Here is an 11,764-nt window from a genome sequence, read left to right as displayed (position 1 = left end):
GGGCACGGCCGGATTCCTGGCCGGCAGCGCGCTCGCGCTCATGGGCATCGCCGTCAGCAACGTACTGATGCCGGTCATCGTCAAGATAGGCGTCGGTGGCCGGGTCGTCGAGTGCGGCGCGGAAGTGCCGTTCCGCCCCGTCGGCGTCGGTCAGCAGCGCGGCGGCCCGGCTCAGCACGGCCGCCAGACGGGGTGAGGGGTCGGGCTTCAGGACGTGTGCCACGGCGTCGACCACCGCGCGGGCGTCGTCCGCCCGTCCGGCGCGCACCGCCGCGGCCGCCAGGTCGCCGAGGCCGTAGAGCGAGGCGTGGTAGTGGACGGGCGCGGGGCGGAAGTCCCGGGTGAACGTCGCCCGCAGCTGCTCGTAGGCGTCCGCGTGGTCGCCCGCGACGAACGCGGCCATGCCCACGGCGTGCCGGTGCCGGACCTGAAGGCTCAGCGAGCGGCGCAGGTCCGCGCCGTGGACGGCCTCCGCCGCCTGCGTCCGGGCCGTCGCGTGGTCGCCGCGCAGCGCGCTCAGGGTGGCCCGCAGGACACGGGCGCCCACCGTCACGTTGTCGGCGCCCGCCTCCGTCGCCATCCAGAACGCCTCGTCCGCCGCGTCCTGCGCCGCCGCCCAGGAGCCGTTCTCGAACAGCGCGAGGGCGAGCGCCTGGGTGACGGTCGCGTTGGTACCCGCGCTGCCGGCCCGCCGCAACAGGTCCATGGTGCGCCCGAGGATGCGCACCGCCTGCTCGGTCTCGTCCAGGATCCAGGTCGTGCCGCCCAGCGCGGTGAGGTTCCCGAGGGTCTCCGCCCCGGCCAGGGCGGCGAGTCCCTCCTCCAGCTGCCGTATCAGCAGCGGCCGTTCGCGATGCGGATCGACGACCGCCCGGACCCAGGCGCGGCCCGCCGGGTCGCCGTCCCCGTCGATCAGGCCGCCGATCCGGCGGAGCTCCTCCCGGTAATGGGGCGCACCGGAGTTGTAGACGGACGTCGCGGCGGTGCTCAGGGCGTCCAGGGCCAGGCCCGGAGCCGGCGCCGTGCAGGCCTCGGCGACGCCGAGGAGCAGCGTCAGCGCCTCCTCGTGGCGGAGGGTCACCCCGAGGGCCCAGCCGCCCAGCAGCGAGGCCTCGGCACGCAGCCGGGGATCCTCGGTGATCCCACCGACCCGGCCGCTCATCTCGCCGACCCACTGCGGATGGCCGGCGAACATCGCCGCCTGGGCGGCCGTCAGCAGCCGCCGGGCGCGCAGGTCCGGCGCCGGGGTCAGCTCGGCGGCGCGTTCCAGCGCGGTCGCGGCCGCCGCGTACCCGCCCCGGTCCCGGGCCCGTTCGGCGCTCTCGGCCAGGGCGTCGGCGACCTCCGCGTCCTGGCCGGTGGCCGCGGCGGCCAGCTGCCAGGCCCGGCGGTCGGGCTCCTCGGTCAGCGCGGCGGCCAGTGCGAGATGCGCCTGCCGGCGCTCGTGGAAGGACGCCGCGTGGTAGACGGCCGAACGCACCAGCGGGTGCCGCGGCAGCACCCTGCCGTCCGCCACCCGCACCAGACCCGCCCGCTCGGCGGGGTCCAGCGCCGCTACGACGTCCAGATCCGGTGCGGCCCGTATCAGGTCGGCCAGTTGGGCCGCGCCGACCGCGGCCACCAGCAGCAGGGCCCGGCGGGTGGGCGCGGGCAGACCGGGCAGGTCGGCGGCGAACAGGTTCTCCAGCCGTGCGGTGAGCGGCAGCGCGGTACCCGCGGCACCCTGGCCGCCGCCCGCGCTCCGGCCGCGGGCCAGCGCACGGGGCAGCTCGATCAGGGCCAGCGGATTGCCGGCCGCCTGCCGGAGGATCTCGGCCCGTGCCTTGCCCCGGGGCGGATCCGGCTGCGCGTCCAGCAGCAGCCCGGCCGCGGTGCGGCTCAGCGGGCCCACGGTCACCTGGGGGAAGTCCCGGTCGAAGCGGGCCGGTACGCCGTCCTCGCGGGCGGCCAGCAGCAGCACCACCGGCCTGCCCTCCAGCCGCCGGGCGAGAAAGCCCAGCACGTCCACCGAACCGAGGTCCAGCCACTGGGCGTCGTCCACCAGCAGGAGCAACGGCCGGCGGGCAGCGGCCTCGGTGACCAGCCCGAGCACACCGACGCACAGGGACAGCTGGTCCAGCTTCAGCTCGTACCGTGCCCCGTCCGGACCGAAGGCGCGGTCCAGTGCCTCCCGCTGGGCCGCGGGCAGCCCGTCGCCGGGCAGCAGCGGGTGCAGCAACTGGTGCACCCCCGACAGACCGAGGCCCGTCTCCCCCTCGCTGCCGCGCACCCGCAGGATCCCCAGGCCCAGGTCCCGGCCCCGCTCGGCCGCCCGGTCGACGAGGGTGCTCTTGCCCGCCCCCGGCTCCCCGGTCAGCACCAGCACCTGCGGACCGCTGCCGTCCACCGCCGCGAGCAGCCGGTCGAGGCGGGCCAGTTCGGCGGCCCGGCCCAGGATGCGCGGTTCGCGGGGATGGTCGGTGCCGCCGTGCATGAACGTCCTTCTCGTCTGTGCGCCCATATGGGTGAGGGGTAGGGCCGCTGGTGCGTCCATCCTGCCAGTGGCGACCGGCGTGACCGGTACCGCGGTGACTGGTCATATGACGGAAGCGGGCCGGCCGGGACTCCGCGAGGATTGCCCTGGCCAGGGAGAACGCACCGGCACGGGAGTACGTGAATGACGGCCCACCCACCCGAGGGGACCACGCGGGGCAGCCGGACCGCCCCGCTGGGCCGGGACGGCGAGATCGAGCGGATCCTGCGGTGCGTACGGCGCGAACCCGGCAGCCCGGGGACCCTGCTGCTCCTCGGCGACGAGGGGATCGGGCGTACGACGCTGCTCCGGCACGTCCGGGAGCGGGCCGGGGCCGAGGGCGTACTGGTGCTGGCCGCGCAGGGCTGGGCCGGGGACCCGCGGCCCGTACCCGCCTGCCTGCGGCAGCTCCTCGCGTCGTCGCCGGCGGCGGACGACCGTGCGCCGCGGGCCGTACCACCGGGGGACGTGCACCCGGACGAGGCGGACCTGCCGGCAGCGGTGACGGCACTGCTCGACCGGCTCTGTGCCGCCCGGCCGGTGCTGGTGTGCGTGGACGACGCCGACCTGTGCGACCGCGCCTTCCTGGACACGCTGTTCACCGCGGCCCGGTTGCTGGCCGGCCGTGCGCTGACGCTCCTGCTCGGCGTCCGCCACGAGGCGGCCCTGCCCGTACCGCCACCCGGTACCGAGACCCTGCGGCTGGGCCCCCTGGACGACGCCGCGGCAGCCGCCCTCCTCGACAGGCAGCCGCTCCCGCCCACCGGCAGGCACCGCCTGGAGATCCTCGCCGAGGCCGCGGGCAACCCGCTGGCCCTCGTGGAACTCGGCCGCGCCGCGCGCGGCCCCGCGCAGGCGGTACGGCACGCGCCCGCGGAACACGTCTTCGGCGTACGACTCGACGCGCTCCCCGCCGGGACGAGCCGGGCCCTGCTGTACGCGGCGGCCGCGGAGCCGGACGAGGGCGTCGCCGCCGTCATGGCCGCCCTGGGCGCCGGCGATCTCGCGGTGTGGGCGCCGGCGGAGGCCGCCGGGCTGGTCGTGCTCGCCGAGGACCGGTTCGACTTCCGGCATCCGCTGGCGCGGTCGGCCGCCTATCTGCGCCGTCCCGCGGCCGAGCGCCAGCGCGCACACCGCGACCTCGCGGAGGTCGCCGCCCGGCCCGAGGCCAGGGCACGCCACCTGGCCGCCGCTACCGTGGGGGCGGACGCGTCCGTCGCGGCGGCGCTGGAGGGGTCCGCCTGGCGGCACGGGGACGCGGTGCGGGCCGCGCGCGACCTGGAGCAGGCGGCGCGGCTCAGTCCGGGGCGCCCGGAACGCGCCCGCCGGCTCGCCGCGGCACTGACGGCGGCGTTCGCGGTGGGGGATCCCGGCTGGACACGGGAGCTGTACGGACGGCTCGCCCAGGAGGACGCCGACCCGGAACTCCTGTGCGTGGCGGCCGGGGCCCTGGCCTCCGCCCTCTCCCACGAGTCCGCCCAGCGCGAGGCGTTCGAGCTGCTGACCGCCGCCTCGGAGCACTTCCCCGCCCTCGACCCGGCCCTCGCCCTCACCCTCACGACCCTGGCCGCCGGCATCACCGCCCGCTCAGGCCTGCCGGAACACAGGGCGACCCTGCCGACCTTGCTCGACCACGCGCGCCGGCCCCCCGGAACCGGGTGCCCCGAAGGGGTCGAGCAGACCGAGGGGGTCGGGGAGAGTGCGAGGGGCGAGGGGGGCGCTGGGGCTGGTGAGGCCGAACCTGGTCGGCTCGGGACGGGCCGGTTCGACGGTGTTCGGCAGGCTGGTGCGGCCGGGGTGGCCGACCGGGATCGGCAGGTTGACGCGGTTGACGGGGCTCTGCAGGCCGGCGGGGTTGGTGCGGCTGACGGGACGTGGCTGGTCCAGGGGGAGGGGCCGTTGGCCGGGCTGGACTCCTCGGGGGCTCGGCGGGCCATGGGGGCGCTGGTCGGTGTGGTGGGGCGGCCCGAGACCGCCAGTGGAGTGCTGGCCGGGCTCGGGCGGCCACGGCGGACCCCGCTCGGCGGTCCGGACGCACCGGTCGTCCGGACCGTTCTCGCCGCGGTGGCGCACCACGCCGACGAGGCGGACGCGTACCTGGGGCGGTCGCGCACGGCCGACGACCGGCTGAGGGCCGACCGCGCCTTCGGACTGCGCGGCTGGTCGGTCGTCCCGCACGTGGACACCCTGCTGGCCGTCGGGCGGTTCACCGAGGCCGGGGCCGTCATCGAGGCCGCCCTCGCCGAGGCCGCCGTCCTGCGGCTGCCGGGCCTGACGGCCGACCTGGAGGCACAGGCCCTGACCCTGTGGGCGCTGCGCGGCGCCACCTCCCCGGAACCCCGCCTCACCCCGTCCGTCTGGCGTGCCGTCTGCCTTCAGGAGAACCGGGCCACCCACGCCCGGCTGCTGCGCGCCCGCGGCCTCGTCGCCGTCCTGCGCGGGGACATGGAGGACGGCTGGCGACACCTGCGCGGTCTGTTCACCGCCGACGGATCGTCCCTGCACCCCCACCTGTCGGCCCGCGGCATCGCCGAACTCGCCGTCACCGCCCAGCGCACCGGCCGCCCGGCCGAGGCCCTGCCGATCCTGGAGCGGGTCCGGGCGGCCCAGGGCGACCGCCCGAGCACCAGGATGACCCTGCTGCTGCACCACGCCACCGCCCTGGTCGGGCCGGAGAGCGAGGCCGAGCAGCACTACCAGCTCGCCCTCGTCAACCACGGCGCGAACCGCTGGCCCTGGGAGTGCGCGCACGTCCGCCTCACCTACGCGATCTGGCTGCGCCGGTCCCGCCGCACCCGGGAGGCGCGCCGGCAGCTGACCACCGTCCTGGAGAGCGCCGAACACCTCGGCGCGGGCACCCTCGCGGACGCCGCCCACCGCGAACTGCGCGCCAGCGGCGCCGCACCGGCCCCCGAAGGCGCCGGTCCGCTGGAGCAACTGACCGCTCAGCAGCGGCAGATCGTCCAGCTCGTGGCCGGCGGCCTGTCGAACCGGGAGATCGGTGAGCGGCTCTTCCTCTCGCCGCGTACCGTGGGCTCGCACCTGTACAAGGTGTATCCCATACTCGGCATCAGCAGCCGCCACCAGCTCCGTGACCTGGTGCAGGGCCGGTGAGCGGGCCGACGGAGCGCGGCCGGAGGAGAGCCCGTGACACCAGAACCCCGGCCGGACCGACGCTCATGACGTCGGGACACCGGTCGCGGGAGTGCCCGTGACATCCGGCCGGCCGGCCGCGGCCGTCGTCCTCGACCAGGCCGTACGGCGCCTGCTCGGCGCCGCCGCCGCACCGCCCGCCCTCGACGACCTCGGCCCGGACACCGCACGGCAGGCGCTGCGGGAGACACAGGCCGACCGGTTCGAGGACTTCGCGGTGGACGCGGTCTTCCGCACGGCACCGGTCGGCCCGTCCGGGCTGCTCGGCTTCTGGACGGTCCGCCCGGCGGGGGTGCCGGGACCGCTCCCGGTCCTGCTGTACCTGCACGGCGGCCGCTGGACCCTGGGCGACGCGCAGACCCACGCCCGGCTCGTCAGCGAACTCGTCACCGACGCCGGCGTGTGCGCCGTCGTCCCCGAGTACAGCCGCACCCCCGAGGCCCGCTACCCGGTGGCCCTCGAAGAGTGCTACGCCCTGCTGAGCTGGGTGGTCTCCCAGGCCCGCGAACTCGCGCTGGACCCCGGCCGGCTGGCGGTGGCCGGGGACTGCGCCGGTGCCACCCTCGCCGCCGCCGTGACCATGCTGGCCAAGCTCCGGGGCGGCCCGGAGATCGCCGCGCAGCTCCTCTACTACCCGCTCACCGACGCCCGTTGCGACAGCGCCTCGCAACACCGGTTCGCCACCGGCCACCTGCTCACCCGCCGGGCACTGCGCGCCTACTGGGCGAGGTACGTCACCGACCCGGCCCGGCGCGCCGAACCCACCGCGGTGCCGCTGCGCGCCCGCCCGCAGGAGCTGGCGGGACTGCCGCCCGCCCTGGTCGTCACCGCCGAGGCCGACGTGGCCAGGGACGAGGGCGAACAGTACGCGCGGCTGCTGTCCGAGGCGGGCGTCGAGGCACTGTCCGTACGGTTCCTCGGCACCGTCCACGACTTCGTGGCGCTGCACGCCCTGGCCGACAGCGAGACCACCAGGGCCGCGATCCGCACCGGCAGCGCCTTCCTGCGCACCCGACTGCACCCCGCGCGGCCACCCGGGACGGGAGCCACCGCGGTGGCCGCAGCGACCAGCGCGGCCACCGAGGACCAGTCGGGCGACTGATGCGCAGGCGCGCGCCGCCGGGTGAAGCTGACACCATGCCGACCGTCATCGACTCCCCCGAGGAGAGCCCCCGCACCAGGGTGCTGACCACGCGCTCGGTGCCGCCGGGCGAGAGCCTGGACTACTGGCACGACGCCGTGCTCGACACCCTGGTGGGGATGGACATCGCCACCGAGGACCGCACCTACGACGCCACCCTGCGCACCGACCGCCTCGGCGAGCTGCAGATCACCACGGTGGAGGCCGACCCCGGCGTGGTCCACCGCGCGCCGCGCTTCATCGCCCGCGGCGACGGACAGCAGGTCTTCGTGGCCGTCCAGAGCACCGGTCGCGCCCGGGCCGAACAGGACGGCCGCAGCACCGAGCTGCGGGCCGGGGACATCGGTTTCTTCGAGACCGTACGGCCCTTCCGCGCCGCCTTCCCGGAACGCTTCCGGATGCGGATCTTCGCGGTGCCGCGGCGTCTGCTGGACCTCCCGGAGGCCGAGCTGCGGCGGCTCACCGGCCGCGCGATACGCCCCGGCGGAGGCCTCCCCGCCCTGCTCGCGCCGTTCCTGGAACAGCTGGCGGACACCTCCGAGTCGTACCCGACACCGACGGCCGAGCGACTGGCCGGGAGCGTCATCGACCTGGTGGCGGCCACCGCGGCGGACCAGCTCGCGCAGGACCCCGCCGAACTGCCCGGCGCCGACGGTGTCCTGCTGCTGCGCGTCAGGACGTACATCCGCTGGCAGCTGTCCGACCCCGGGCTGAGCCCGGCCGGCATCGCCCGGGCGCACGGCATCTCGGTCCGCTACCTGCACCGGCTGTTCCAGGACGAGGACACCACCGTGTGCCGGTTCATCCGCGAACTGCGGCTGCGGGAGTGCCGCCGGGAGATCGCCGCGCAGCCGCCCGGCTCCGTCGACCTGGGCCGGGTCGCCCGGCGCTGGGGCTTCAGCGGCCCCGCCGGCTTCGGCAAGGCCTTCCGCACCGCCTACGGACTGTCCCCGACCGACTGGCTGGACCGGGTACGGGCGGGCGGGGCGCCATGCTGACCGCGGTCACCTGTGCCGCCCGGGAACCGGCACCCGACGAGCGCCTCGCCGCCTGGCAGCGAGCCCTGTCACGGACCTTCGTGGACGTCGAGGTCGGCGTGGCGCGCGACCGCCCGTGGACCGGCACCCTGGCCGCCGAACGCCTGGGCGCCCTCCAGATCGCCACCGAGGAGTTCGGACCCGGCGCGATCCTGCGCGACGCCCGCACCGTCGCCGCCGACCCGCGCACCCACATCCTGGTCCGACGGCAGCTGGACGGCACCGCCCTGCTGCTCCAGGACGGCCGCACCGCCGAACTCACGCCCGGGCAACTGGCGTTCCACGACGCCCGCCGCCCGTTCCGCGTCGTGCTCCCGCAACAGCAGCGGGCGCGGGTCCTCATGGTGCCCCGCGCCCTGCTGCGCCTGGAGGAACGGCAGCTGCACGCCCTCACGGCCACCGTGGTGGACGCCACCGCCGGGGGAGCGGCGGCGCTGCTGCTGCCGCTGCTCGACGGGCTGGTCGACGAGGTCGCGCGGGCCGGCGTGTTCCGGCGCGAGCAACTCGCCCGTGCCGTCCCGGAGATCCTGGCCACCCTCGCCGTCGAGCGGATCGGCGACCCGCCCGAGTCGGCCCTGTGGGAGCGGATCACGGCGTCGGTCCAGGCCCGGCTCGGCGAACCCGGCCTCGCCCCGCGGGACATCGCCGACCAGCACGCCATCTCGCTGCGCTACCTGCACCGGCTCTTCCAGCGGCACGGCACCACCATGGGGGCCTGGGTGCGGGCCCGTCGGCTGGCCGCGGCCCGTGCGGAACTCGCCGGACCCGGCGCCGCCCGGCGGCCGATCGCCGCGGTGGCGGCCCGCTGGGGGTTCACCAGCGCCTCCTACTTCAGCCGGGCCTTCCGGGAGACGTACGGGATGTCACCGGCGCAGTGGCGGAGGGCGGCGGCCGAGGGGGAGTGACGACAGTGCCCTGTCGTGCTCCGGGAGCGCACAGATTCACGATCGGCGGGCGGGACGGGGGCCGGCGTGCCGATACTTGGGGTCGACGGGGTGGGGCTGCCCCTTGGGAAAGATGGAGCGGACATGACCGACGAGGCGATGGGTGACGAGGTCTACCAGCCGGACGGTTCGGAGGTGCAGGACGACGCGGGGCTGCTGGACGCCGCGGACACCCTGGACTACCGGGCCGGCGAGGAGGCCCTGGACGAGGGTTACTCGCCGCCGGAGCGACCCTGGGCCGTGGAGCACACCGGTGTGACGGCGGCGGAGGCGCGGCGGGGCGAGACCCTGGACGAGCGCCTCGCCGAGGAGGTGCCGGACCTCGGTGTCCCGGAGGGCGACGGTATCGGCGACGCCTGGGACACGGACGGCGAGCTCCTCGACGACGAGGTCGGCGACTACCGTGCCGGACGGCTCCTCGCACCGGACGAGGGAACGCACGAGGTCACCGACTCCGACCTGTTCGCCTCCGACCGGGGTCTGGACGGCGCGGGCGCGTCGGCGGAGGAGGCCGCGATGCACGTGATCCCGGAGCCCGACACCTTCTGACGCGAGCCCCGACCCCGAGCGGCCCCGTAGCCCGTGGTCGGTTCGGGGCCGTGGTCGGTTCGAGCTCGGTGACCGGGGTCAGGGCCGACGGTCGGGTTCAGGTCTGGCGGTCAATCCAGGCCCCGTGGTCGGTTCAGGTGCCGTAGCAGGGCCGCGACCGCCGCCGGGGGCTCGCCGGGCGGTCGCACCACCATCACCTTCCAGCTCGGCGCGTACCGGGCGAACCGGTAGGCCGTCAGGTCCGGGAAGCGGTGGGCGATGGTCGGCGGCATGATGCAGACACCGAGGTCGGCCCGGACCAGTTCGGACGCGGCCACGATGTCGTTGACCTCGAAGGTCGTGGCGCGTTCGACGCCGGCCGCCCGGAACGAGCGGTCGGCCGCGTCCCGGATGGCCCACCCGGGGGTGAACTCCACCTGCGGCAGCTCGGCGATGTCGGCCAGGTCGACGGTGTCCTCCGGGCCGCTCACGGTGAGACTCCGGCGGGGCGAGGCCACCAGGACCATCTCCTCCCGGGACAGCAGCCTGGTCACCAGCCCGCGTTGCTGCTGCCGGTCCAGCGCCACCACCGCCAGGTCCACCGTGCCCTCGCGCAGCGCCTGCCGGATGTCGGTGACCGCGGCCTGCCGCAACCGGACGCCCACCCGTGGATGTTCGGCCCGCAGCGCGGCCAGCGCGAGGTGCAGGTCCGCCCAGACACCCTGCATCGTGCCGACCGTCACCCGGCCGCGCAGCTCGCCCCTGGCCGCGTCGACCGCCTCCCTGGCCGCCTCGGCGGCGCGCAGCGCCTGCCGGGCCGCCGGGACGAACGCCTCGCCGGCCGGGGTGAGCCCGACCCGGTGCGTGGTCCGGGTGAACAGGGCGGTGCCCAGCTCGCGTTCGAGGGCGCGGACCGTACCGGAGACGGCGGACTGGACCACGTGCAGCTGCCGTGCGGCCGCCGTGAACCCGCCCGCGTCCGCCACCGCGACCACGACTTCCATCTGCCGCAGGTCCATCATCCACTCCCACCGACACAGCACCCGCCCGAGCCGGACGACGGTCTCCGCCGCATCCTAGGCACGCCCACCGACTCCACCGGCGCACACCGCCGCCCCGCCCCCCGGCGCGGTTCCGTCAGCCAGTACAGGAGGGCCAGGGTCGGCAGGGCCGCGCCGAACAGGGTCACCGCGCCCCAGCCGGCCGCCCGGAAGGCGAGGGAGCCGAGCTGGGAGCCGAGGGCGCCGCCGATGAAGAAGATCGCGATGAAGGCGCTGTTCAGGCGGGCCCGCGCCAGGGGGTCAAGCTGGTAGACCGTGTGCTGTCCGAGGATCAGGGTGGTCTGCACCGCCATGTCGAGGGCGACGGCCGCGAGGCCGATCAGGACGACACTGTGCTGACCGAGACCGGCCACGGCGAAGGCCAGCGCGGCGACGCCGAGCGCGGCCCCGGTCATCGGCCGGGTCAACCCCCGGTCGGCCCAGTGCCCGGCCAGCGGTGCCACGGCCGCACCGGCCGCTCCGACCAGCGCGAACACCCCGACACCGACGGCGGAGTAGTGGAAACGCGGCCCGGTCAGGACGTACGAGACGGTGGTCCAGAAGGCGCTGAAGGCACCGAACATGGCCGCCTGGTAGAGGCCGCGGCGGAGCAGCACCGGATGCGTGCGCACCAGCGCGGCGGTGGAGCGCAGCACGTGGTGGTACGGCACGGACGTGGTCGGCGCGTGCCGCGGCAGGGCGGCGCGCAGGGCCACCGCCAGCAGAGCCATCAGCACGGCCGAGCCGAGGTAGACGACCCGCCAGCCGGCGATCCCGGCGACCAGGCTGCTGAGCGTGCGGGACAGGAGTATGCCGGTCAGCAGGCCGCTCATCACCCGGCCCACGACCCGGCCCCGGGCATGGTCGGGCGCCAGGCTCGCGGCGAACGGCACGAGGATCTGCGCCACCACGGACGTGGCACCGCTGACCAGCGAGGCGGCCAGCAGCATGGGGAACCCGGTCGCCAGACCAGCCGCCACCAGGGCGAGCGTGGTCACCGTCAGCAGGGCGGTGACCAGAGCGCGCTTCTCCAGCCGGTCGCCGAGCGGGACCAGGAAGACCATGCCGATCACATAGCCGACCTGGGTGAGCGTGATCAGCGCGCCCGCGGCGGACTCGCCGATGTGGAAGACCCCGCGCAGCTCGGACAGCAGCGGCTGGGCGTAGTACAGGTTGGCGACCGTCATCCCGGAGGCGACGGCGAACAGCGCGATCAGCCAGCCGGGCACCCCGTGGGCGGACTCGGCGGGTTCCTCCCGGCGCGGGGAGCTGACTTCGGACGACGACTGGGACACGGGGACCTTCCTCACAGGAGGCTGTGAACTCACGTACCCCCACAGCGCTGCGCCGCCCGCCGTGCTTCCCACCGCAGGGCGATGATCCGGGATGCCCGAGCAGCAGGACCGCCG

At 75.9% G+C, this 11,764-nt stretch carries 7 protein-coding genes and 1 pseudogene; 5 read left to right on the top strand and 3 right to left on the bottom strand.

Features of this window, described 5'->3' with window-relative positions:
- Nucleotides 1-1,999 precede the first annotated feature (1,999 nt).
- Nucleotides 2,000-2,473: pseudogene (locus ABZ646_RS27690) on the bottom strand (ATP-binding protein); the annotation flags it as partial.
- Between the two features lie 183 nt (nucleotides 2,474-2,656).
- Between ABZ646_RS27690 and ABZ646_RS27685 the strand changes: the two are divergent.
- The 5 genes from ABZ646_RS27685 to ABZ646_RS27665 all read left to right on the top strand — a co-directional run bounded on the left by ABZ646_RS27685 (nucleotide 2,657) and on the right by ABZ646_RS27665 (nucleotide 9,336).
- Nucleotides 2,657-5,626, top strand: a complete 2,970-nt coding sequence (locus ABZ646_RS27685; RefSeq protein ID WP_360524335.1) for an AAA family ATPase — start codon at nucleotides 2,657-2,659, stop codon at nucleotides 5,624-5,626.
- Nucleotides 5,627-5,723: 97 nt separating this feature from the next.
- Nucleotides 5,724-6,767, top strand: coding sequence for an alpha/beta hydrolase (locus tag ABZ646_RS27680; RefSeq protein WP_360524332.1), 1,044 nt, complete (start codon nucleotides 5,724-5,726; stop codon nucleotides 6,765-6,767).
- 35 nt (nucleotides 6,768-6,802) lie between these two features.
- On the top strand, nucleotides 6,803-7,804 hold the full coding sequence (locus ABZ646_RS27675; RefSeq protein ID WP_360524329.1) for a helix-turn-helix domain-containing protein: 1,002 nt from the start codon (nucleotides 6,803-6,805) through the stop codon (nucleotides 7,802-7,804).
- Nucleotides 7,798-8,748 (top strand): helix-turn-helix domain-containing protein, encoded by a 951-nt coding sequence (locus ABZ646_RS27670; protein ID WP_360524326.1) that lies wholly within the window; start codon nucleotides 7,798-7,800, stop codon nucleotides 8,746-8,748. The genes ABZ646_RS27675 and ABZ646_RS27670 overlap by 7 nt, the downstream gene beginning before the upstream one ends.
- Nucleotides 8,749-8,871: 123 nt before the next feature.
- Nucleotides 8,872-9,336: a DUF5709 domain-containing protein gene (locus tag ABZ646_RS27665; protein WP_360524323.1), complete on the top strand. Its 465-nt coding sequence runs from the start codon at nucleotides 8,872-8,874 to the stop codon at nucleotides 9,334-9,336.
- 110 nt (nucleotides 9,337-9,446) lie between these two features.
- Here ABZ646_RS27665 and ABZ646_RS27660 read toward each other — a convergent pair whose 3' ends face one another.
- Together ABZ646_RS27660 and ABZ646_RS27655 are read right to left on the bottom strand one after the other, a co-directional pair.
- Nucleotides 9,447-10,337 carry a LysR family transcriptional regulator gene (locus ABZ646_RS27660; RefSeq protein ID WP_360524320.1) on the bottom strand — a complete coding sequence of 297 codons (891 nt, stop codon included), beginning with the start codon at nucleotides 10,335-10,337 and terminating at the stop codon, nucleotides 9,447-9,449.
- Nucleotides 10,334-11,650 (bottom strand): MFS transporter, encoded by a 1,317-nt coding sequence (locus ABZ646_RS27655; protein WP_360524317.1) that lies wholly within the window; start codon nucleotides 11,648-11,650, stop codon nucleotides 10,334-10,336. Before ABZ646_RS27655 ends, ABZ646_RS27660 begins: the two co-directional genes overlap by 4 nt.
- Nucleotides 11,651-11,764 lie beyond the last annotated feature (114 nt).

The sequence above is a fragment of the Streptomyces sp. NPDC007162 genome, from assembly GCF_040634175.1.
GTDB lineage: Bacteria > Actinomycetota > Actinomycetes > Streptomycetales > Streptomycetaceae > Streptomyces.
The sequence above is the reverse complement of the archived record's forward strand: the minus strand, read 5'-3'. Positions and strand labels throughout refer to the sequence as shown.

Excerpts from the sequence above, each read along its gene's own strand:
- ABZ646_RS27685 (WP_360524335.1), top strand. The coding sequence starts at position 2,657 with ATGACGGCCCACCCACCCGAGGGGACCACGCGGGGCAGCCGGACCGCC.
- ABZ646_RS27675 (WP_360524329.1), top strand. The coding sequence starts at position 6,803 with ATGCCGACCGTCATCGACTCCCCCGAGGAGAGCCCCCGCACCAGGGTG.
- ABZ646_RS27670 (WP_360524326.1), top strand. The coding sequence starts at position 7,798 with ATGCTGACCGCGGTCACCTGTGCCGCCCGGGAACCGGCACCCGACGAG.
- ABZ646_RS27665 (WP_360524323.1), top strand. The coding sequence starts at position 8,872 with ATGACCGACGAGGCGATGGGTGACGAGGTCTACCAGCCGGACGGTTCG.
- ABZ646_RS27660 (WP_360524320.1), bottom strand. The coding sequence starts at position 10,337 with ATGATGGACCTGCGGCAGATGGAAGTCGTGGTCGCGGTGGCGGACGCG.